The following is a 22,115-nucleotide window of genomic DNA, read 5'->3' on the forward strand; positions in this document are numbered from 1 at the left end:
TTTAATGGTTGCTACGGCACCGTCTCCGTTGCTTACCCCCCCTGATCGAACGCCTTGCGCAGCGCCACATAGCCCTGCTGCTGCTGGCTCCAGTTGCGGCCGCCGGTCATGGCGCCGTCGACGACGAGGTCGTGGCCGTTGATGAAGCTGGATTCGTCGCTGGCCAGGAACACCGCGGCCTGGGCGATGTCATCGGGAAGGCCCGCGCGCGGGATCGGCTGCGCGGTCTTGTAGACCTCGCGCATCACCGCCGGCGTCTTCTCGGCGGCATCGGTCGACAGCCCGAGCGCCTTGCCGAAGATGCCGGTCGCGATCGCGCCCGGCGAGATCGCGTTGACGCGCACATTGGACTCCCCGAGCTCCATCGCCACGCATTTGGTGAGATGGATCACCGCGGCCTTGGCCGCGCTATAGACCATCGAGGACGAGAAGCCGGCGAGGCGCCCGGCGATGCTGCCGTTGTTGATGATGCTGCCGCTCCCCTGCTTCTTCATGGCGGGCGCGGCGTGCTTCATGCCGAGCATGACGCTGCGCACCAGGGTCGCCATCGCCGCATCGAAGCGCTCGACCTCGAGGCCCTCGATGCCGCCGGTCTGCGCCGGGCCGCCGGCATTGTTGAACAGGCAGTCGATCCGGCCGAACTTGTCCACGGCGAGCGCGATCAGGGCCTGCATCTGCGCTTCGACCGTCACGTCGGTCTGACGGAAGATGCAGTCCGACCCGAGCTGCTTCGCCAGCGCCTCGCCTTCCGGTACACGCCGGCCCGCGATCACAATTTTGGCACCTTCGGCAACGAAGACTTCCGCAGTGCGCAATCCGATCCCGCTCGTCGCTCCCGTGATCACCGCAACCTTGCCGTCCAGCCTGCCCATGGAATGTTCCTGTTTTCGAACGATTTGATGCCAAATGGCGAACATCGACCGCTGCCGTCGCAGCAGCGGCCACTATCCCTGCCTGCCTCCGACAAGGCAAGCTATGCTTGGGTGAACTGGATGCGTAACATCCTCATGGACCGATCGAATTTCGAACGCATATCCCAACTGAGCTGCGCATGGGGAAGCTGATCGACGAATTTCGCAAGGGCTGGCAGGGCGCGGCGCCGCCATCGGTCGGTCTGAGCATTGCGTTTGCGGTGGCCTGCCTGCTGATTGCCACGCTGACGCGCTGGGCCCTCGCCCATGTGCGGCCCGACGTCTACTTCACCCCCTATTTCCCGGCCGTGTTCTTTGCCGCCGCGTTCGGCGGCTTCCGGATCGGGATCGTGACCGCGCTCGTCGGCGGCGTGCTCGGCGTCGTGGTGAATTTCGGCGATGCCTTCGCCGATCGCGCGCGGTTTGCCCTGCTGGCGCTGTATTGGGCGGTCTGCGCGCTCACCATCTGGGGCGTCGAGCACTATCGCACCATGCTGGCGGAGCAGCGCCGGATCTCCAAGCGACTGATCGAGGAAGAAGAGTATCGGAAACTGCTGGTCGACGAGCTCCAGCACCGGCTGAAGAACAAGCTGTCGACGGTGCACGCCGTGCTGCACCAGGTGCTGCATGACCAGCCGCTGGTCTGGGCCCGGATCGATCCGCGGCTACGCTCATTGGCCGCGACCGACGATTTGATCTCGCGGATCGACAAGGCCGGCTGTGATATCCGCGACCTCCTGATCTCGGAGCTCGGCCCCTACGGCCATGTCCGCTTCACCCTCAATGGCGATCGACTGTTCCTGCCGCCGAAGCTCGCGGTCACGCTGTCATTGATGTTTCACGAACTGGCCACCAATGCGGGCAAGTACGGCGCATTCTCCGCGCCGCGCGGTCTGCTGCAGGTGTCATGGACCGCCAGCGACGACCGCCTGATCATCACCTGGGACGAGACCGAGGGTCCGAGCGTGGACGAGGTGTCCGAGCCCGGCTTCGGCACCAAGCTGCTGAAATCGGCACTGTCGGCGTTCGATGGCAGGACCGAGCTCTCTTACTTGAAGACCGGGCTGCATTGCATCATGCAGTGCCGCATTCCCCGAAGCGAATAGCATCGCGCGTCAAGCGAACGCCGGCCCGCGCACCCGCCCGCAGTTTCACATGGGCTGTTGACGCTCTGTTAATGACGATCGTCGCCGCGCGTCGCAACGTCGCAAGTTTCCTCCAAAACACCCCCGTATTTCTCCGTACCCCTTAACCAAACTTAAGAGGGAACCGCGCAAGATCGCGCCCATTGCAAAAGCGCGCTGAAACAACAAGATTCATGACTTCTATGAACGACAACCAATATTCCGGCGCGAGTGAAGCCGAGCTCGGCTTTCTCAAGGAAATCGTTAGAATGCTGCCGGCCGGCCTGACCGTGCAGGATGCGCATGGCGAGCTTCTGCTGGTTAACGATGCCGCGGCCGCGCAGCTCGGCATGGACGGCAGCCGTCCCTCACCCGATCTCGCGCCGCGCCGCGAAGCCTGCCGCCAGGCGCTGAGCGCCGGCCAGGCTGTCGTCACCGAGGAGGCGCTTCACGGCGGCGCCGCGCGCCAGGTGCTGCTCACGACCCATCGTCCCGTCCGCCTTGCCGGACGCGAACTGCTGATCTCGGCGTCCTCCGACATCACCGAGCAGAAGAATTTCGAGGACCAGCTGTTCCGCTCGGCCTATTTCGACGAGCTGACCGGATTGCCCTCGCGGCGCGTGATCGAACATCACGCCAACAATCTGCTGGCGGAGAACCGCGGCGGCGAGCGCTTCGCGCTGGCCTTCCTCGACGTCGACAATTTCAAGCACATCAACGACTATTACGGCCACGCCGTCGGCGATGCGCTGCTGGTTGAGCTGTCGAAGCGGCTCGGACGCGACTTGCGCGATTCCGACATGCTGTCGCGCATCTCCGGCGACGAATTCCTGTTGCTGCTGTCGCCGATCCAGAGCCAGGAGGAGGTCGCCGAATTCATGCAGTCGACCCTGGAACGGCTGACGGCACCGTTCTTCATCGACAATTCGGAAGTCTTCGCCTCCACCTCCGTCGGCATCAGCCTCTATCCCGATCACGGCCGCAGCTTCGAAACGCTGCGCCAGAACGCCGACATCGCGATGTACCGCATCAAGAACGACGGCAAGGGATTGGCGGCGTTCTTCGACTCCAGCATGGAGCGCGAGGCGCTGGCGCGGATGAAGATCGAGCAGTCGCTGCGACTTGCAATCCTGGAGAAGCGCTTCTGCTGCGCCTTCCAGTCCAAGGTCGACATCCGGACCCAGGCCGTGAAGGGCATCGAGGCCCTGGTGCGCCTGCGCGACGACGAAGGCGTGATCCAGGCGCCCGGCTCGTTCATCAACCTGGCCAGCGAGCTCGGGCTGATCGACGAATTGACCCACCTCGTGCTCGCCGAGATCGTCAAATCGATCGACCTGATCAACGAGGCCTTCGGCGCGGAAGCGACCATCAGCATCAACGTCGCGGCCAAGCAGGCCGGCAATCCGGAGTTCATGCGCAGCTTCGCGCGGGCGCTGGACGAGACCGGCTTTCCGCAGCGCTTCATGATCGAGGTGACGGAAGACGCCTTCGTCGCCAAGAATCACTTCCAGGCCGAGATCCTGCCGATGTTCCGCAAGCTCGGCGTCGGCATCTCGATCGACGATTTCGGCACCGGCTATTCCTCGCTCTCGGCGCTGGCCGACATCACCGCCGACGAGATCAAGATCGACCGCTCCTTCATCACCGACATCCATAAGCGCCCGCGCAGCCAGGGCATCTTGCGCGCGATCGAATCCCTGAGCGAAGCGCTCGGCATGACCGTAATCGCCGAAGGCCTCGAAACCTACGAGGAGCTCGCCTATCTGCAGGCCGCCACCAAGATCCGCTACGCGCAGGGCTATTACTTCTCCCGTCCGATCTTTTTGGAGGAGCTGAAGCTCGCGACACCGGCCGCGAGCGAGTCGCGGGCGAGCGTCGCAAGCCGCCCGTATCAGCAGAACCGCCAGGGGTACTCGCGGGCCAGCGGGTATCGAAGGTAGGGGCGCGAGCGCTGCAACACATACCGCTGTCGTCCCGGGGCGCGAAGCGAACCCGGGACCCATAACCACAGGGCGTGGTTATGGACTGAGCTGCCAACTCCGCGTCTTCGCCAAACTACGCCCTGTGGGTATGGGTCCCGGATCTGAGCTTCGCTTGTCCGGGACGACGGCTGAGTGGGGGCGCGGTCATTTCTCCCCTTTGAAATTGCTGCCCTTTTGCTAATACACGGGCAGACTTCCCCCGGGATATGTCATGTCCGCCTCTTCCGCCTCGATCAGCGATCCCGCCTATCTCCGTGCGCGCGCGATGGAGACGCTGTTCGAGCGGCTGGAAAAGCTCTGCGAAGGCGCGATCGCGATCGATCGCGGCGGGCGCGTCGTCTACGTCAATGAAAAATATCTCGCGGCGCTCGGCCTCAAACGGACCAGTGAGGCGATCGGCCGGCCGATCGAGGAAGTCATCCCCAACAGCCTGATGCGCAAGGTGGCCGAGACCGGCGAGCCGATCCTGCTCGACATCATGGAGCTCGGCGGCGAGCACCTCGTCGTCACGCGCATGCCGATCGAGGACGAGAACGGCACGGTGATCGGCGCGATCGGCTTCGTGCTCTATGACCATCTCGAAAGCCTGAAGCCCCTGCTTGCCCGCGTCGCCCAGCTCGAGAGCGACCTGCGGCTGGCGCGGCGGCAATTGTCCAACGCCCGCGCGGCACGCTTCACCTTCGCCGACTTCGTCGGCACCACGCCTGGTATCGCGCAGGCCAAGGCGCTCGCAAGCCGCGCCGCGCGGCAGAGCGTCACGGTGCTGCTCACCGGCGAGACCGGAACGGGCAAGGAGATGCTGGCGCAGGCGATCCACAATGCCTCCTCGCGGGCAGAGAAGCCGTTCGTCAGCGTCAATGTCGCGGCGATCCCCGATACGCTGATCGAGTCGGAATTCTTCGGCACCGCGCCGGGCGCCTATACCGGCGCCGATCGCAGGGGACGCGAGGGCAAGTTCCGCATCGCCGACGGCGGCACGCTGTTCCTCGACGAGATCGGCGAGATGCCGCTGCAATTGCAGGCCAAGCTGCTGCGCGTGCTGCAGGAGCGCGAGATCGAGCCGCTCGGCTCGGACAAGATATCGAAGGTCGACGTGCGCGTGGTCGCGGCGACCAATGTGGATTTGCGCAAGCGCGTCAGCGACGGCGCGTTCCGGCCCGATCTCTATTACCGGCTGAACGTGCTCTCGATCGACCTGCCGCCGCTGCGGCAGTGCCTGGATGATCTCCCGGACATCTGCGCCCGGCTGCTCGAGGACATCAGCGCCTCCGGCGATTACGTCAAGGCGAAGATCACGCCGAGCGCGCTTTCCGCGCTGGCGCGCTATGACTGGCCGGGCAACGTCCGAGAGCTCCGCAATATCCTGGAGCGGGCGCTGATCCTGAGCGATTCCGGCCGGCTGACCGGCGAGGATGTCGCCCGCATTCTGCCCGTCGGCTCCGACGTCAGGCCCGCAGCATCCGAGCGCCCGGCCGGAACCGTGGTGCCCTACGCCGAAGCCGAGGCCGAGTTCGAGAAGCACACGCTCGAACAGGCGCTCGCCGCCAGCAACGGCCAGATCTCCGAGGCCGCCAAAATGCTGCGGATCTCGCGCGCAACCTTCTACAAGAAGCTCGCCAAGTTCGGCCTCGCCGCAGGGTCGGCCTCCGTCTGAGATTCGAGACACGAACGTGTCCGGAGTCTCGGATTCCGGACACGCCGCTGCGCCGCTGGTCCCACCAGCAACGGCGAGATTTGCCGTGATTTCAGCCAATTTGCGCAAACCTTCCGCATCTGGCGCGGACCTTGCTCTTCGCTCTGCACAATGACGCATGCTGCACATGCGCATTTGCAACCAGGGAGGACGCAAGATGAGTGAAGCGATCTCGGTCCATCAGCTTCAGGCGAGACAGCCCTCGCACGTCACGGTCGCCACCGCGAGCCTGATCGGCACGGCTATCGAGTGGTACGACTTCTTCCTCTACGGCACCGCCGCGGCGCTGATCTTCAACAAGCTGTTCTTTCCGACCTTCGATCCCATGATGGGGACGCTGCTGGCGTTCGCGACCTATGCGCTCGGCTTCATCGCGCGCCCGCTCGGCGGCGTCGTGTTCGGGCACTACGGCGACAAGATCGGCCGCAAGACCATGCTCTATCTGACGCTGCTGATCATGGGCGTGGCGACCGCGGCGATCGGATTCCTGCCGACCTACGCGACCGCCGGCATCTGGGCCGCGGTCCTGCTCGTCACCTGCCGCCTGATCCAGGGCTTTGGCCTCGGCGGCGAATGGGGCGGCGCGGTGCTGATGGCGGTCGAGCACGCGCCCGCGGACAAGAAGGGCTTTTACGGCAGCTGGCCGCAGTTAGGGGCGCCGCTCGGCCTCGTGCTCGGCACGCTGGTGTTCTCGGTGGTATCGGCGATGCTGACCGACGCGCAGCTGCTTGCCTGGGGCTGGCGCATCCCGTTCCTGTTCTCGATCGCGCTGGTGCTGGTCGGCCTGTGGATCCGCTTCACCATCGCCGAATCCCCGGAGTTCCAGAAGGTCAAGGATACCAAGCAGGAAGTGAAGATGCCGATCCTCGAGGCGATCAGGATGTATCCCAAGAACATCCTGCTCGCGATGGGCGCGCGCTTCGCCGAAAACGGCTTCTTCTACATCTACGCGACCTTCGTGCTCGCCTATGCCACGCAATCGCTCGGCATGAACAAGCAGGACATGCTCAACGGCGTGCTGATCGGCGCGGCGATCGAGACCTTCACCATCCCGGCCTTCGGTGCGCTCTCCGACCGGCTCGGGCGGCGGCCGATCTACATCTTCGGCGCGGTGTTCTCGGCGCTGATGTCGTTCCCGCTGTTCACGCTGCTGGCGACCAGGAACCCGCAATATGCCTGGATCGCGATCGTGCTCGGCCTCGCCATCGGGCATGCTGCAATGTACGGCCCGCAGGCGAGCTTCCTGTCGGAGCTGTTCGGCACCAAGGTGCGCTATAGCGGCGTCTCGCTCGGCTACAACCTGGCCTCGATCTTCGCCGGCGCACTGTCGCCGCTGATCGCGACGGGATTGATGACGGCCTACGCGCCGGCAACCTGGCCGATCTCGCTCTACATGATCGCGCTGGCACTCATCACCATCGTCTCGGTCTATTTCGCCACCGAAACACGCAAGATAGTTCAGGGCTGAACGTCCTGATCACCTCGTCCATCGCGAGGAGCAGCCTGTTCCAGGGTCGCTCCCCGCGATAGGATCAAGCAACAACGGCATACGGTCGAAGGGATCGGGAGGAACGCCGTGAGCCATCACCCAGCTCTGCCCTACCTACGCAATTCCGAGAAGGGCAAGGTCGTCACCGCGGCCGAAGCGGTCATGCTGATCCGCGACGGCGACACGGTCGCGACCGGCGGCTTCGTCGGCATCGGCTTTGCCGAGGAGATCGCAATCGCGCTGGAGGAGCTTTATCTCTCACACGAGGGCGATGCACCCTATACGCAGGGCAAGCCGCGCAATCTGACGCTGGTCTATGCGGCGGGCCAGGGCGACGGCAAGAATCGCGGCCTCAACCATTTCGCGCATGAAGGCCTGGTCCGCCGCGTGATCGGGGGACATTGGGGCCTTGCGCCGAAATTGCAGCAGCTCGCGATCGCGGGTCAGATCGAGGCCTATAATTTGCCGCAGGGCGTCATCACGCATCTGTTCCGCGACATCGCCGCGCACCGGCCCGGCCACGTCACCCGCGTCGGCATGGGCACCTTCGTCGACCCCCGGCAGGGCGGCGGCAAGCTGAACGCGCGTACCACCGAGGACATGGTGGAGCTGATCACGATCAGCGGCGAAGAGTGCCTGCTCTACAAGACCTTCCCGATCAATGTCGGCATCATCCGCGCCACCACAGGCGATCCCGACGGCAACCTCACCATGGAGAAGGAGGCGCTGACGCTGGAAGCGCTCGCCATCGCCATGGCAGCGCATAATTCCGGCGGCATCGTCATCGCCCAGGTCGAACGCGTGGCCGAGGCCGGCAGCCTCAATCCGCGCCAGGTCAAGATTCCCGGCATCCTCGTCGACTGCGTCGTGGTGGCAAGGCCCGAGAACCATTGGCAGACCTTTGGTACGCAATACAATCCGGCCTTCTCCAGCGAAATCCGCGTCCGCGCCGCCTCGCTGCCGGTGATGCCGGTCAGCGAGCGCAAGATCATCGCCCGGCGCGCCGCCCTCGAGCTCAAGGCCAACAGCGTCGTCAATCTCGGCATCGGCATGCCCGAGGGGATTGCCTCCGTTGCCAACGAGGAGCGGATCATCGACCTCATCACGCTGACGGCGGAGCCGGGCGTGATCGGCGGCATCCCCGCGAGCGGCATCGATTTCGGCGCGGCGATCAACACGCAGGCGGTGATCGACCAGCCTTATCAGTTCGACTTCTACGACGGCGGCGGCTTGGACGCCGCCTTTCTCGGGCTCGCCCAGGTCGATCGCGCCGGCAACCTCAATGTCAGCAAGTTCGGGCCGAAGCTTGCGGGCGCCGGCGGCTTCATCAACATCAGCCAGAACGCCAAGGAGGTCGTCTTCGTCGGCACCTTCGGCGCGGGCAAGCAACGCATCGCGGTGAACGACGGCAAGCTCGTCGTTCTCGACGAGGCGAAATCACGCAAATTCGTCGACCGCGTCGAGCACGTCACCTTCAGCGGCCCGTTCGCGGCCGCGCGCAAGCAGCGCACGCTGTACGTCACCGAGCGTTGCGTGTTCGAGCTCAGGCCGGACGGACTCGAGCTCACCGAAGTCGCACCCGGCATCGACATCGAGCGCGACATTCTGCGGCTGATGGATTTCAAGCCGCTGATCCCGCGCGACCCCGCGCTGATGGACGACCGCATCTTCCGCGAGGGTCTGATGGAATTGCGCGAGCGCCTGCTCACGATCCCGCTCGACCAGCGCTTCACGCTGGACGAGCAGCAGAACCTGTTCTTCGTCAATCTGGAGCGCTATCCGCTACGCAGCAAGGCCGAGATCGACACCATCGCGGAGATCGTCGAGAGCCGTTTGGCGCCGCTCGGCCGCCGGGTCTACGCCATCGTCAATTATGACAATTTTTCCATCCTGCCGGAGCTGATGGACGAATATTCCGCGATGGTGCGCAGCCTCGTCGATCGCTTCTATTCCGGCGTGTCACGCTATACCACGTCGGGCTTCCTGCGCATCAAGCTCGGCGAAGCCCTGGAGAGGCGCGGCGTCGCGCCGCACATTTTCGAAAGCGCTGATGAGGCGCAGTCGGATCGGCGTCAGGCCGAGGGAGCCGGCGATGCGCGGCGAGCCCAAAAATGATGCATGCTCGCAAGGCCGATGCGCTCGGCCGGAAGGTTCAATTGCAATGTTCGTAGCGTTGTGCAAATCGCTGTTACCGAGAAACTTTAAATCAGGAGGGACCATCGTGCGTCGATCACTCATCATAACAACAACCATTCTCGCACTCGCTGCGGGCACCTCCGCACAGGCCGACGATCTCAAGGTCGCGCTGATCTACGGCAAGACCGGTCCGCTCGAGGCCTACGCCAAGCAGACCGAGACCGGCCTGAAAATGGGCTTTGAATATGCCACCAAGGGCACGATGACGCTCGATGGCCGCAAGATCGTCATCATCACCAAGGATGACCAGGGCAAGCCAGACCTCGCCAAGGCCGCGCTCGCCGAAGCCTATCAGGACGACAAGGCCGATATCGCGATCGGCACGACCTCGTCGGCTGCCGCGCTCGCCATTCTCCCGGTCGCCGAGGAGAACAAGAAGATCCTGATCGTCGAGCCCGCCGTCGCGGACCAGATTACCGGCGAGAAGTGGAATCGCTACATCTTCCGAACCGCGCGCAACTCCTCGCAGGACGCGATCTCAAATGCGGTCGCGATCGGCAAGCAGGGCGTCACCGTCGCGACGCTGGCGCAGGACTATGCGTTCGGCCGCGATGGCGTCGCCGCCTTCAAGGAGGCACTCGCCAAGACCGGCGCGACGCTCGCTGCCGAAGAATATGCCCCGACCTCGACCACCGACTTCACCGCGGTCGGCCAGCGCCTGTTCGACGCGCTGAAGGACAAGCCGGGCCGCAAGGTCATCTGGGTGATCTGGGCCGGCGCCGGCAATCCGCTGGCCAAGCTCCAGGACATGGACCCGAAGCGCTACGGCATCGAGCTGTCCACCGGCGGCAACATCCTGCCGGCGCTCGCCGCCTATAAGGGCCTGCCCGGCATGGAAGGCGCGACCTATTATTTCTACGAGATCCCGAAGAACCCGGTGAACGACTGGCTCGTCGCCGAGCACCAGAAGCGCTTCAACGCGCCGCCGGACTTCTTCACCGCGGGCGGCTTTGCCGCCGCGATGTCCGTCGTCGCCGCCGTCACCAAGGCGAAGTCGACCGACGGCGAGAAGCTGATTACGGCGATGGAAGGCCTGGAGTTCGACACGCCGAAGGGCAAGATGGTGTTCCGGAAAGAAGACCATCAGGCGCTGCAGAGCATGTACGCCTTCAAGGTCAAGGTCGATCCGAACGTCGCATGGGCCGTGCTCGAGCCGGTGCGCGAGCTGAAGATCGAGGACATGGACGTTCCCGTTAAGAACAAGCGGTAGGTGTCTTACTGCACCTCTCCCGCTCTTGTCCGCCGAAGCCTTGGCGAAGGCTGATGCGGGAGAGGCCGGGAGAGGGCTTCTCCTCTTGGGGGTTCTCGCCTGCGGAAACACCCTCTCCCCAACCCTCCCCCGCAAGCGGGGGAGGGAGCGCAGCGTAATCGCGGAAGCATCCTCCTCTCATCATTTGCCAAACCAATGACGCTTACCCTCGAAACACGCGACCTCACCATCCGCTTTGGCGGCCATGTTGCGGTCAACAGCGTGACCTGCACGTTCCGTCCGGGCGAGCTCACCGCGATCGTCGGGCCGAACGGCGCCGGCAAGACCACCTATTTCAACCTGATCTCGGGCCAGCTGCGCGCCTCGAACGGCAGCATCCTGTTCGACGGCACCGACATCACCCAGCACTCCGCGCCGATGCGTACCCGCGCGGGTCTCGGACGCGCCTTCCAGCTCACCAACCTCTTTCCGAACCTCACCGTGGAAGAGAACGTGCGCCTTGCGGTGCAGGCGGCGGGCGGCACCCATTACGACATGCTGCGGCCCTGGATGGTGCGCCGCGACCTGATCGCCCGCGCCGACGCCATCCTCGACCAGGTTGCGCTCGGCAGCCGCCGCGGCGTCGCCGCGACTGCGCTCTCGCATGGCGACCAGCGCAAGCTCGAGGTCGCCCTGATGATCGCGCTGGAGCCGAAGGTCTTCATGTTCGACGAGCCGACCGCCGGCATGAGCATCGACGAGGTGCCTGTGGTGCTCAACCTGATCGCACAGCTCAAGCAGGACAGGAGCAAGATCATCCTGCTGGTCGAGCACAAGATGGACGTGGTGCGCTCGCTCGCCGACCGCATCATCGTGCTGCATAACGGGCAACTTGTTGCGGATGGTCCGCCGGCCGAGGTGATCGCCTCGCCGATCGTGCAGGAAGCCTATCTCGGCGTCGCGCCCAAGACTGCAGCGAGTACCGCATGACCGACCTGCTCAAACTCTCCGGCGTCCACACCCATATCGGCCGCTACCACATCCTCCAGGGCATCGACCTCGCGGTCCCGCAGGGGCAGACCACGATGCTGCTCGGTCGCAACGGCGCCGGCAAGACCACGACGCTGCGCACCATCATGGGGCTGTGGCAGGCGTCCAGCGGCGAGATCAGCCTCTCCGGCGATCGCATCGAGAGCCGCGCCACGCCGGACATCGCAAGGCTCGGTGTCGGCTACGTGCCGGAGAGCATGGCGGTATTCTCCGATCTCACCGTGAAGGAAAATCTCGTGCTGGCGGCGCGCGACGCGCCGATGGACGACAAGCAGCTGGAATGGATCTTCGGCTTCTTTCCGGCGCTGCGCCGGTTCTGGCTGTCACGCGCGGGAAGCCTCTCCGGCGGGCAGAAGCAGATGCTGTCCATCGCCCGCGCCATCATCGAGCCGCGCAAGCTCTTGCTGATCGACGAGCCGACCAAGGGCCTGGCGCCGGCGATCGTGATGGCGCTGATCGAGTGCCTGAAGGAGATCAAGCGCAAGGGCGCGACGATCCTCATGGTCGAGCAGAATTTCTTTGCCGCCCGCGAGCTCGGCGACAACGTGCTCGTGATGGACAACGGCACCATCGTCCATCGCGGCGAGATGGCGGCGCTCGCCGCCGACGTGCCGCTGCAGGAGCGGCTGCTCGGCTTGAGCCTGGAGGCGCATCAGTGACTGACCTTGCCGCAACCGATCCGCTGCCGAAGCCGAAGCGCGATATCGCGCCGATCCTGCTGCCGGTCGCGCTCGCCCTCGTGACCATCCCGCTGATCGGCTCGCCGAGCACCTGGCTGACGTTGACCGCGGCGAGCCTTGCCATGGGCATGATGATCTTCATCATGGCCTCGGGCCTGACCCTGGTGTTCGGCCTGATGGACGTGCTCAATTTCGGCCACGGCGCGTTCATCGCCGTCGGCGCCTATGTCGCGACCCTGGTGCTGGCGCCGTTCGCAGCCTCCATTCAGGCGGATTCGCTCTGGATGAACCTCGCGGTGCTGGCGCCGGCCGCGCTGCTCTCGATGGCCGTGTCGGGCGCCCTTGGCCTCGTCGTCGAGCGCGTGCTGATCCTGCCGGTCTACGGCCAGCACCTGAAGCAGATCCTGATGACGACCGGCGGCCTGATCGTCGCCGAGCAGACGCTCTATGCGCTGTGGGGACCGCAGATCATCCCGATGCCGCTGCCGGCCTCGCTGCGCGGCTCCTTCATCCTCGGCGACGTCGCGATCGCCAAATACCGCGTGCTGGCGATGCTGATCGGGCTTGCCGTCTTCATCGCGATCCAGCTCGTTCTCAACCGCACCAAGCTCGGGCTCCTGATCCGCGCCGGCGTCGAGAACCGCGAGATGGTCGAGGCGCTCGGCTATCGCATCCGCCGGCTATTCCTCGGCGTGTTCATGACGGGATCGGCGCTGGCCGGCCTCGGCGGCGTGATGTGGGCGCTCTATCGCGAGCAGGTCCATGCCTCCATGAGCGACGACCTCACCGTGCTGATCTTCATCGTGGTCATCATCGGCGGCCTCGGCTCGATCGGCGGCTGCTTCATCGGGGCGATCCTCGTGGCCATGGTTGCCAATTACGGCGGCTTCCTGGTGCCGAAGCTCGCCCTCGTCTCCAACATCCTGCTGATGGTCGCCATTCTGATGTGGCGGCCGCGCGGCCTCTATGCGGTGACCAGCCGATGATGATCCTGTCAGGCGATCCGCCGCGTAGCCGGATCCTCACGCTCGTTCTCGTCGTCATCATCCTGGCGCTGGCGGCGACGCCGTTCCTGTTTCCGGGCGCCAAGGCGCTGAACGTCGCAGCCAAGATCTGCGTCTTCGCCGCGCTGGTCGCCTCCTACGACCTCCTGCTCGGCTATACCGGCTCGGTGTCGTTCGCCCACACCATGTTCTATGGCATCGGCAGCTACGCCATCGCGATCGCGCTGTACGGGATGGGCCCGAACTGGGCTGCGGTCGCGACCGGCATCGTGGTCGGCCTGCCGCTCGCAGCCCTGCTGGCGCTCGCGATCGGGCTGTTTTCGCTGCGCGTCGCCGCGATCTTCTTCGCCATGATCACACTAGCGGTCGCCTCCGCCTTCCAGGTGCTGGCTTCGCAGCTGTCCTGGCTGACCGGCGGCGAGGACGGGCGCAGCTTTCAGCTGCCGGAGCTGCTGCGGCCCGGCACGGTGCTGATCCCCAAAAGCCTGTTCGGCTTCGAGGTCAACGGCCGCATCCTGACCTTCTACCTGGTGTTCGCCGTCTCGGCCCTGATGATCCTCGCTTTGCTGCGGGTGGTGAACTCGCCGTTCGGGCGCGTGCTGCAGGCGATCCGCGAGAACCGTTTTCGCGCCGAAGCGCTCGGCTTCCGCACGGTGTTCCACCTGACTTATGCCAACTGCATCGCCGCGCTGGTCGCTGCCAGTGCCGGCATCCTGAACGCGCTATGGCTGCGCTATGCCGGCCCCGATACCTCGCTCAGCTTCTCGATCATGCTCGACATCCTGCTGATGGTCGTGATCGGCGGCATGGGCACGATCTACGGCGCGATTATCGGCGCCACCATCTTCATCCTCGCCCAGAACTATTTGCAGTCGCTGATGGGCGTCGCCTCCACGGCGGCGTCGGAGGCCGGCCTGCCGCTGCTGCCGGGGCTGCTGCATCCCGACCGGTGGCTGCTGTGGCTCGGCCTGCTGTTCATCGCCAGCGTCTATTTCTTCCCGACCGGCGTGGTCGGACGGCTGCGCAATCCCGCCGGCGGCAAGAGCGCAGGCAACTCGCATTAAGCCGCGATTAACGATGCAGTGCGGCGATTGCTGTGCCGGCCGCACAACCGTGACGCGTTTCGCGCTCCGCTGCATACGGACGCGATTGTGCAACTGGATTAATGCTTAGGTAACTGGCTTTCCTAAGGTTTAGGCCATTTGTGCGGTGTATTCGTGTTCCTCCAGGGAGGGGGAATGCGCCAGGTCTTTTCCACGGTGGCAGCCGGAATGTCTCGAGCCGCAAGGAACGGCTGGGAGGCCTTGCCGCGACGTGGTCCTGTCCTGTGGCTGACCCTGTGCGGTGTGTTGCTGGTCGCGGGCATCTTCGGTGTGACGGCCATGGCCGTCGGCGAATTTCGCGAGCGCACCCTGGCCAACCGCGAACGCGAGCTGGAAAACACGGTCCAGCTGATCGCGCGGCATTTTGATCAGCAATTCGAGGATTCCGACGTCGTCGCCGCCGACCTGATCGGGCAGATGAACCTGGTGGAGGTCACCTCGCCGGCGATGTTCCGCGAGCGCATGTCCGGCCCCGCGGCGAACCAGATGCTGCGCAGCAAGATCAGTTCGGTGTCCTATCTCGGCGATATCGCCATCTACGATGCCGACGGCGACCTCATCAGCTGGTCGCGGCCCCACCCGCTGCCCAAGATCAACGTTTCGTCACGGGCCTACTTTCAATCCTTCAAGACGAATCCGCAGTCCGAACCGGTGCTGCTGGAATCCGTCCGCAGCTTCATCATCAACAAATGGACCACGATCGTCGCCCGCCGGTTGATCGGTGCGGACGGCACCTTCCTCGGCGCGATGGTCCGCCGGATCGATCCGGACAGCTACCAGCACTATTTCGCGTCTGTCGCGCTGGCCGAGGGGACGGCCATCTCGCTGTTCGATCGCGAAGGCAAGATGCTGGCGCGCTATCCGCATCTCGAAGAGCTGATCGGCAGGAACTTCAAGGACGCGCCGCTGATGCAGAAGGTGCTGGCCAATGGCGGCCAGCAGACGCTCCGCGGCAGGAGCCCGGTCGACGGCGAGGAGCGGCTCGGATCGGCGGCGTCGCTGACGCACTTCCCGCTGGTCATCATCGCCACCAACACCACGGCCGCGGCGCTGGCCGACTGGCGGCAGCAGACCGGCTTCATGGTGACGACCGCCGCGCTTTCGGCTGCCGTGATCGCGCTGATCCTCTATCTGATCATCCGCCTGATCAACCGGCAGAACCGCGAAGCGCAGGAACGGCTGGAGGCGGAGCGGCTGCGGCTCGACACCGCCTTGAACAACATGACGCAGGGGCTGATCCTCTACGACGCGAGCGGCTACATCGTCACCTGCAACCGACGCTACGCCGACATGTTCGGCCTCTCCCACGACGTCATCAAGCCCGGCTGCCACATCCGCGAGGCGATGTATCATCGCAAGGAGCGCGGCGCGTTCGACGGCGACGTCGAGGAATTCTGTGCTGACGTCATGAGGGTCGTCGCCGAAGGCACGGTCTCCGCGCGAACTCATCAACTGGCCAATGGCCGCGCCTTCCAGGTCATCAACACCCCGCTCGCCCAGGGCGGCTGGGTCGCCACGATCGAAGACATCACCGATCGCCGCCACCTGGAACAGGAGCGCGATCGCAACCACACCTTCCTGCGCGAGATCATCGACCATATCCCCTCGCGGATCACCGTGAAGGACGCCCGGACACGGCGCTACCTCCTGGCCAACCAGGTGGCCGAGGAACAGCTCGGCGAAACCCCGGAGACGATCGTCGGCAAGAGCGCGTTCGACCTTTACCCGACGGAAGACGCCGAGATCATCACCCGGGACGACGACAAGCTGCTGCAATCGCCGAACGGCCTGTTCCTGGATGAGCACATCTGGAATACCCCGGCCACCGGACGGCGCTATATCACTTCGACCCGGATCGGTATCCGCGACAAGTCCGGCGAGCCGCGTTACATCATCAATGTCGTCGAGGACGTCACCGAGCGACGGCGCGCCCACGAGAAGATCGCGCATATGGCGCATTACGATGCGCTGACCGATCTGCCGAACCGCACGCTGTTCCGCGAGCAGATCGAACGCGAGCTGGCGAAGGTCGCCGACGGGGACCAGTTCGCGCTGCTCTACATCGACGTCGACGAGTTCAAGGGCATCAACGATTCGCTCGGTCATCATGTCGGCGACGAGCTGTTGAAGGCGATCGCAAGCCGTCTCCGCGGCTGCCTCAAGGAGGGCGACCTGATCGCGCGCCTGGGCGGTGACGAATTCGCGGTGATCCAGACCGGGATCCAATCCTCTGCCGAGGTGCTGGCCTTCGTGACCCGGATCTACCAGGCGATCCGTCAGCCCTATCATTGTCTCGGTCATCAGCTCTCCACCGACGCGAGCATCGGCATCGCGCTTGCGCCGCAGGACGGCACCGATCTCGACCAGCTCATCAAGAACGCCGATCTCGCGATGTACGGCGCCAAGGCCGAGGGACGCCGCACCCACCGCTTCTTCGAGCCGGAGATGGATGCGAGCGCCAGGGCGCGCCTGAGCATGGAGCAGGATCTGCGCCAGGCCCTGGTGAACGGCGGTTTCGAGATTCACTATCAGCCGCTGGTCGACCTGCGCACCAACGAGGTGTCGGGCTGCGAGGCGCTGCTGCGTTGGCGCCATCCCGAACGCGGCATGGTATCGCCGGCCGAGTTCATTCCCGTCGCCGAGGACACCGGCTTGATCAACGAGCTCGGCGACTGGGTGCTGCGCATGGCCTGCAACGAGGCTGCAACCTGGCCGTCGCATGTGCGCGTTGCGGTCAACGTGTCGCCGGTGCAGCTCAAATGCGACACGCTGGCGCTGCGGATCGCGGGCGCGCTCGCCGCCTCCGGGCTGGACCCGCGCCGGCTCGAGCTCGAGATCACCGAGGCCGTGCTGATCCGCGACGACGAAGCTGCGCTCTCGATCCTGCACCAGCTCCGTTCGATCGGCGTGCGCATCGCGCTCGACGATTTCGGCACCGGCTACTCCTCGCTCAGCTATCTCAAGCGCTTCCCGTTCGACAAGATCAAGATCGACCGCTGCTTCGTCGCCGACATCGCGGAGACGAGCGGTGCACCCGTGATCGTGCAAGCCGTGGTGAACATCGCGGCCGCCAGCAGCATGACCACGGTCGCCGAAGGGGTCGAGACCGAGGCGCAGCGCGAGCTGCTGCGCGCGCTCGGCTGCACGCAGATGCAGGGCTACCTGTTCAGCCCGCCGAAGCCGGCCAGCGAGGTGCGGAAACTGTTCGGCCCGGGCGATGGTTTGCCCGGAGCCTTGCCAGTGGCGGCGGTGGCCTGATGGCGAAGCCAGCGAAGTCGTCGGCCAAGACCGTCGATGTCGCGGATTCCTATGCCGTGCGGCTGATGCAGCATCTGGTGGTGCCGACCTTCGTGATCGACCCCAAGCGCCGCGTCGTGATCTGGAACAGGGCGTGCGAGCGGCTGACCGGCCTCGCCGCATCCGAGGTGATCGGCACCAACAAGCACTGGCAGGCCTTCTACGAGACGAGGCGCCCCTGCCTTGCCGACCTCGTCGCGCTCGACCGCCCCGAGCGGCTGCCGGAGTTCTATTCCGAATATGCCGCGCGCGGCCATAACGGGCTCGGCTTTTCCGCGGAAAACTGGTGCACGATGCCGAAGCTCGGCAGCCAGCTCTATCTCGCCATCGACGCCGGTCCGATCCACGACGAAGCCGGCCATCTGATCGCGGTGGTGGAGACGCTGCGCGATCTCACCGACCAGAAGCGCGCCGAGATGGCGCTGAAGGAGCTCGCCACCAAGGACGGCCTGACCGGCCTGTCGAACCGGCGCTCGTTCGACCAGATGCTGATGAGCGAATGGGCCCGCGCCCACCGCACGCAGAAGCCGCTGGCGCTGCTGTTCGTCGACGTCGATCATTTCAAGCTGTTCAATGACCACCACGGCCACCAGACCGGCGACGAATGCCTGCGCGCGGTCGCCTCCGTCGTCAGCCGGCATGCCCTGCGCCCGCTCGATCTCGCCAGCCGCTACGGCGGCGAGGAGTTCGCGCTGATCCTGCCGGACCTGGATTGCGACAGCGCCTGCGTCATCGCCGATGAAATCCGCTGCGCCGTCATGGCCTTGCAGATCGCCCACGGCGCCGTGGGCGCCGGCGATCACGTCACCCTCAGCGTCGGCGTCGCCAGCCATATTCCGGGTGCAGCCGACGGCGGCGGGCCCGACCGGCTGCTGGGCGCGGCCGACGAGGCGCTCTATGTGGCCAAACGCCTCGGCCGCAACCGCGTCATCTGCGCCGAAAGGGTGCTCGCCGAATTCGCAAGCCTCGGTAGGGAGGCCGCAGCGGTTCCGGGCCCTTTCCGGCGCAAAACTGCTTAAAGCGCAATGTGGCGAGAACCGGTTGCCCGCCCCTCGCCAATCGGCTAAATGAGCGAGCACTGCACCCGTAGCTCAGCTGGATAGAGCGTTGCCCTCCGAAGGCAAAGGTCACACGTTCGAATCGTGTCGGGTGCGCCAGTCTGGATCGGCCTCAATATAAGGCAGCTCCAGAAATTTAGGCCCTCCCATCCCAGCGCCCGAAAAGCTCGCTGTCACAACCGTGTCACAGCGAGAAAACACATGGCCACAATCCGGCAACGAGGCAAGAAATGGCAGGTTCAGGTCAGGCGGGCAGGCTCGGGGGCCGTGTCCAAGTCCTTCCTACGAAGGAAGGACGCAGACGCGTGGGCGAGGCAAATGGAAATCCAGGCGGATCGGTCGGAGTTGCCCGCCGATAGCAGCGTTCTCAAGGTGGTTACGTTAGCCGACCTTATTGCCCGCTACCGCAAAGAAGTGACTCCTAAGAAGCGCGGAGGAAAGGTTGAAGACGCCGTGCTCGCACGAATGTTCGGCGACCCAATCTGCAAGCTGCCGCTTTCAACCCTGAAAACTACGGACTTCGCAAGGTATCGGGACCGCCGACTAGCTTGCGTTGCGCCGACCACGCTGAAGCGCCAGTTGAACCCGATCCAGCACATGTTCGAAGTCGCGAAGCGCGAGTGGGCAATTCCAATCAAGGACAATCCGATCAAGGCGCTTCGCTTCTCGGTGAAGATGCGCATGCGCACTCGCCGCTTACGCCTCGGAGAATTGAACCGGCTGGTGAAAGCCGCCCATTGTTGCCGAAGCGAAGAAGTCACTCAGATCATCCATTTTGCACTCGCTACCGCCATGCGGAGAGGCGAAATCGCGAATATGCAATGGAAAGACCTCGACCTCAAACGACGGCTTCTAACAATTCCTGTCACCAAAAACGGCCACGCGAGAACGATTCCGCTTTCAAATGATGCCATCAGGGCATTGCCAAAGCGATGCGCTATCGACGGGCGCGTGTTCTCGATGACAGGCAACGCAATACATTTGGCTTGGGATCGCATTACGAAGCGTGCTGGACTCGACGACTTGCGATTTCATGACCTTCGCCACGAAGCAATCAGTCGCTTCTTTGAGCTAGGACTAACTATTCCAGAGGTCGCAACGATAAGCGGCCACCGCGATGCTACAATGCTGCTCAGATATGCTCACGCATCATCGAGCGCAGTGTTCAAGAAGCTAAATCAGGCTGCTTGATTGCCCCCTTGGGGAGCTTCGAATACGTGACATGCGCCGTGGCGAACGGAATGACCGCTCGCCCGCGCTTCCACGGAGTATCAGCGTGTCGCGAGTGTACTACCACTCGCACGGCGAACCGGGAGGCAGATTATCGAATGCAATTGCTAACACCGTCGCACCGATTGCAAACGCCTTTGTTCTGGGATGGAGAGAGAACTGTACCAAAGGGATCAATCGCATGGCTCGATCTAATCACTCCCATGTTCTTCTGAACGGTGATCAGTCCCACTGGAGTTCCGTCGGCATTTAGCTCAACATAGGCAGTAGCCCCCATCCGATCGCTGACCCTATAGGCTCTGTTTCCCACACCAGGCGACACACCAATCCGTGCATAGTCGCCGTCTTGAGAATTGGTGTCGGGAGCCGTAGCGATGTAGATGATTTCTTTGATACCATCAATCTTACATCTAAGAATCTCTGCCTGAGAGACGGTGGGCGTGAATACAAAGGCAACGATCAGTGCTTGATGAGGTTTCATAGCTCGTATCCCGATGGGTTCGCGCCTTAGTCATCCGAACATGCAATCGGGCTTCGTCCCGCCCCTACACATCGCCTATACCTCCACGGCTCAACGAAGCTACCTGCCCAAATGCCGATCTCGACCTTTTCGGCTTCCTTTTGCTCCTGCTCGTACCTGTGCTTTGAATAACGCGGCCAATCTAACGCATGACCGTGGACAACAAGCCACTTCGCAAGATCGACGCCTCCAACCGAACAGGAGGCCACTGTTCGGCCGTATCGGTCGCTATTGACAGCTAAGCAAGCCACGGTCCGCGCACCAATAAATCGGTGAAGCTCATTCGCAGCTTTCGCACCGCAGCGATACTGCAAGCTATCCTCACCACGGCAAAGTTGATCGTGTTCGGGCGCATCAATACCCCATAGCCGGATGGGGTTGCCGTGGATTTCGAGTGTGTCGCCGTCGATAACGGTGGCGCGGCCGACAAGGCTGGCGGCTTCCACACAACTCAGTTGCGCTGTAAGGCTTACAATCAACAGCGCAACATGTGGAGCACGCGATTTTACCGCCGAGGTTCGCTCTTGGTGCAGACGCACTTATCCCTCGCCGCCCTAACGTTATCTATGAGCTTCTTGTCTTCCGTTGATTGCTTATCATAAGCCAACTCTTCCTTAGTGCGTGTCACAACAGCAACGTATTGAACAAAGTCGATGGCCACAGGAAGATTGCTGGAAAGACAACTGCAGACGTTCTGACTAGCAATTGCTGTAATGCACTGCACCTTTTTGGCATTTGTCATTTTGTTGGTCAGAGCCTCAAGCTCATTGAGGGCGCCAATGGCCTTGTCAAATTGATTTAGCCGCTCCTGTTCGTCGAGCTTTTGGGCAAGCGTGGGCGAAGCGGTTACGATCGCCATCGCCACCAACAGACCCTTCAACATCTCTGTTTTCCCCATCCCCTTGCCCATAGGCTACTTCAAAGAAGCTCAACTTTATACCGCAAGCTGGTCCGCCTTGTCCGCCCCCCGTCGCACAATCATCAAACCATCAGCCTTCAATGGTCGCTGCAACACCTTCGCCTCCTCCCATGGAGCACGCATCCAAACGTCGCGCTTTTCATCGGTCGTGAGAATGGCAAGCATTGCCTTCGGATGCCCGGCTCATCGATACAAGCTAAGTGCCAGTACCAGTATTGCGCATCAGCGAACTGCATAGTCGGGGAACACGGCCGCGATTGCCGGCTGATTGACAAAGCAGCAATGTGCTGCGACTGCGACTGCTAAGCGGTGATCGAATATGGATTACACATCAGTACAGCGCTGGTCAGAACAATGCCCTACCAATAGTCCGGCAAATGCCGGATTGGGTCATTTTCATCGATCCGTCTGGAGTACCTTTGGCGCCCTCACCAATGTAACTCCAAGTCTCCAGTACAAGCCTAATTTCGCCTGTTGCACGACTGATACGAACGCTGCTCTGGCGCTTTTCAATACGAGGACCCAGAGGCGGGTCGTTTCCTAATGGGACTGTACCTTTCCATGCGCAAGCGATGTCGCCATCCAACAATTTGCAATCCTTGCCGACAGGTACGCTCAGGCCGGTCCAGTAGAATATGCCATCCTTTAACCGGAAGTCTTTCGACAACTT

General features: G+C 63.4%; 17 protein-coding genes and 1 tRNA gene. 14 read left to right on the forward strand and 4 right to left on the reverse strand.

The annotated features are described in order from the left end of the window. Positions 1-32: 32 nt before the first annotated feature. Positions 33-872 carry an SDR family NAD(P)-dependent oxidoreductase gene (locus AABA86_RS13790; protein ID WP_338307199.1) on the reverse strand — a complete coding sequence of 280 codons (840 nt, stop codon included), beginning with the start codon at positions 870-872 and terminating at the stop codon, positions 33-35. Positions 873-1,051: 179 nt separating this feature from the next. On the opposite strand from AABA86_RS13790, the gene AABA86_RS13795 reads away from it, so the two are divergent. From AABA86_RS13795 to AABA86_RS13860, 14 genes are all read left to right on the forward strand, one after another. Beyond that, positions 1,052-2,017, forward strand: a complete 966-nt coding sequence (locus tag AABA86_RS13795; RefSeq protein ID WP_212243677.1) for a sensor histidine kinase — start codon at positions 1,052-1,054, stop codon at positions 2,015-2,017. A gap of 221 nt (positions 2,018-2,238) precedes the next feature. Continuing rightward, positions 2,239-3,975, forward strand: coding sequence for a putative bifunctional diguanylate cyclase/phosphodiesterase (locus AABA86_RS13800; protein ID WP_338307200.1), 1,737 nt, complete (start codon positions 2,239-2,241; stop codon positions 3,973-3,975). Positions 3,976-4,228: 253 nt separating this feature from the next. Further along, positions 4,229-5,671, forward strand: a complete 1,443-nt coding sequence (locus AABA86_RS13805; RefSeq protein ID WP_212243675.1) for a sigma-54 interaction domain-containing protein — start codon at positions 4,229-4,231, stop codon at positions 5,669-5,671. Positions 5,672-5,867: 196 nt separating this feature from the next. Next, positions 5,868-7,178, forward strand: coding sequence for an MFS transporter (locus AABA86_RS13810; RefSeq protein ID WP_338307201.1), 1,311 nt, complete (start codon positions 5,868-5,870; stop codon positions 7,176-7,178). 108 nt (positions 7,179-7,286) lie between these two features. Further along, positions 7,287-9,314: an acyl CoA:acetate/3-ketoacid CoA transferase gene (locus tag AABA86_RS13815; protein ID WP_338307202.1), complete on the forward strand. Its 2,028-nt coding sequence runs from the start codon at positions 7,287-7,289 to the stop codon at positions 9,312-9,314. A 106-nt stretch (positions 9,315-9,420) separates the two neighbouring features. Further along, positions 9,421-10,605: a substrate-binding domain-containing protein gene (locus tag AABA86_RS13820; RefSeq protein ID WP_338307203.1), complete on the forward strand. Its 1,185-nt coding sequence runs from the start codon at positions 9,421-9,423 to the stop codon at positions 10,603-10,605. Between the two features lie 195 nt (positions 10,606-10,800). Next, entirely contained in the window at positions 10,801-11,574 is a 774-nt protein-coding gene (locus AABA86_RS13825) for an ABC transporter ATP-binding protein (RefSeq protein WP_338307204.1), read from the forward strand. Further along, positions 11,571-12,293 (forward strand): ABC transporter ATP-binding protein, encoded by a 723-nt coding sequence (locus AABA86_RS13830; protein ID WP_338307205.1) that lies wholly within the window; start codon positions 11,571-11,573, stop codon positions 12,291-12,293. Before AABA86_RS13825 ends, AABA86_RS13830 begins: the two co-directional genes overlap by 4 nt. Continuing rightward, positions 12,290-13,300, forward strand: a complete 1,011-nt coding sequence (locus AABA86_RS13835; protein WP_018319497.1) for a branched-chain amino acid ABC transporter permease — start codon at positions 12,290-12,292, stop codon at positions 13,298-13,300. Before AABA86_RS13830 ends, AABA86_RS13835 begins: the two co-directional genes overlap by 4 nt. Further along, entirely contained in the window at positions 13,297-14,382 is a 1,086-nt protein-coding gene (locus AABA86_RS13840) for a branched-chain amino acid ABC transporter permease (RefSeq protein ID WP_212243666.1), read from the forward strand. Before AABA86_RS13835 ends, AABA86_RS13840 begins: the two co-directional genes overlap by 4 nt. 174 nt (positions 14,383-14,556) lie before the next feature. Continuing rightward, positions 14,557-17,679, forward strand: a complete 3,123-nt coding sequence (locus AABA86_RS13845; RefSeq protein WP_338307206.1) for a bifunctional diguanylate cyclase/phosphodiesterase — start codon at positions 14,557-14,559, stop codon at positions 17,677-17,679. Beyond that, positions 17,679-18,737 (forward strand): sensor domain-containing diguanylate cyclase, encoded by a 1,059-nt coding sequence (locus AABA86_RS13850; RefSeq protein WP_338307207.1) that lies wholly within the window; start codon positions 17,679-17,681, stop codon positions 18,735-18,737. Before AABA86_RS13845 ends, AABA86_RS13850 begins: the two co-directional genes overlap by 1 nt. A gap of 61 nt (positions 18,738-18,798) precedes the next feature. Beyond that, a tRNA-Arg gene (locus tag AABA86_RS13855) sits at positions 18,799-18,875 on the forward strand. Between the two features lie 219 nt (positions 18,876-19,094). Beyond that, positions 19,095-19,967 carry a site-specific integrase gene (locus AABA86_RS13860; RefSeq protein WP_338307208.1) on the forward strand — a complete coding sequence of 291 codons (873 nt, stop codon included), beginning with the start codon at positions 19,095-19,097 and terminating at the stop codon, positions 19,965-19,967. A 130-nt stretch (positions 19,968-20,097) separates the two neighbouring features. On the opposite strand, the gene AABA86_RS13865 is transcribed toward AABA86_RS13860, so the two are convergent. The 3 genes from AABA86_RS13865 to AABA86_RS13875 are packed head-to-tail and all read right to left on the reverse strand — an operon-like array spanning position 20,098 to position 21,409. After that, entirely contained in the window at positions 20,098-20,487 is a 390-nt protein-coding gene (locus AABA86_RS13865; RefSeq protein ID WP_338307209.1) for a hypothetical protein, read from the reverse strand. Positions 20,488-20,513: 26 nt separating this feature from the next. Continuing rightward, positions 20,514-21,065 (reverse strand): thermonuclease family protein, encoded by a 552-nt coding sequence (locus AABA86_RS13870; protein WP_338307210.1) that lies wholly within the window; start codon positions 21,063-21,065, stop codon positions 20,514-20,516. After that, positions 21,032-21,409 carry a hypothetical protein gene (locus tag AABA86_RS13875; protein ID WP_338307211.1) on the reverse strand — a complete coding sequence of 126 codons (378 nt, stop codon included), beginning with the start codon at positions 21,407-21,409 and terminating at the stop codon, positions 21,032-21,034. Before AABA86_RS13875 ends, AABA86_RS13870 begins: the two co-directional genes overlap by 34 nt. Positions 21,410-22,115: the final 706 nt, after the last annotated feature.

It is taken from the genome of Bradyrhizobium sp. TM233, from assembly GCF_036247965.1.
Lineage (GTDB): Bacteria > Pseudomonadota > Alphaproteobacteria > Rhizobiales > Xanthobacteraceae > Bradyrhizobium > Bradyrhizobium ottawaense.

What these genes read in the sequence shown, in the direction of transcription:
- AABA86_RS13795 (WP_212243677.1), top strand. Translation starts at nt 1,052, where the DNA reads ATGGGGAAGCTGATCGACGAATTTCGCAAGGGCTGGCAGGGCGCGGCG.
- AABA86_RS13800 (WP_338307200.1), top strand. Translation starts at nt 2,239, where the DNA reads ATGAACGACAACCAATATTCCGGCGCGAGTGAAGCCGAGCTCGGCTTT.
- AABA86_RS13865 (WP_338307209.1), bottom strand. Translation starts at nt 20,487, where the DNA reads ATGAAACCTCATCAAGCACTGATCGTTGCCTTTGTATTCACGCCCACC.
- AABA86_RS13840 (WP_212243666.1), top strand. Translation starts at nt 13,297, where the DNA reads ATGATGATCCTGTCAGGCGATCCGCCGCGTAGCCGGATCCTCACGCTC.
- AABA86_RS13805 (WP_212243675.1), top strand. Translation starts at nt 4,229, where the DNA reads ATGTCCGCCTCTTCCGCCTCGATCAGCGATCCCGCCTATCTCCGTGCG.
- AABA86_RS13810 (WP_338307201.1), top strand. Translation starts at nt 5,868, where the DNA reads ATGAGTGAAGCGATCTCGGTCCATCAGCTTCAGGCGAGACAGCCCTCG.
- AABA86_RS13850 (WP_338307207.1), top strand. Translation starts at nt 17,679, where the DNA reads ATGGCGAAGCCAGCGAAGTCGTCGGCCAAGACCGTCGATGTCGCGGAT.
- AABA86_RS13825 (WP_338307204.1), top strand. Translation starts at nt 10,801, where the DNA reads ATGACGCTTACCCTCGAAACACGCGACCTCACCATCCGCTTTGGCGGC.
- AABA86_RS13845 (WP_338307206.1), top strand. Translation starts at nt 14,557, where the DNA reads ATGCGCCAGGTCTTTTCCACGGTGGCAGCCGGAATGTCTCGAGCCGCA.
- AABA86_RS13790 (WP_338307199.1), bottom strand. Translation starts at nt 872, where the DNA reads ATGGGCAGGCTGGACGGCAAGGTTGCGGTGATCACGGGAGCGACGAGC.
- AABA86_RS13860 (WP_338307208.1), top strand. Translation starts at nt 19,095, where the DNA reads ATGGAAATCCAGGCGGATCGGTCGGAGTTGCCCGCCGATAGCAGCGTT.
- AABA86_RS13875 (WP_338307211.1), bottom strand. Translation starts at nt 21,409, where the DNA reads ATGTTGAAGGGTCTGTTGGTGGCGATGGCGATCGTAACCGCTTCGCCC.
- AABA86_RS13830 (WP_338307205.1), top strand. Translation starts at nt 11,571, where the DNA reads ATGACCGACCTGCTCAAACTCTCCGGCGTCCACACCCATATCGGCCGC.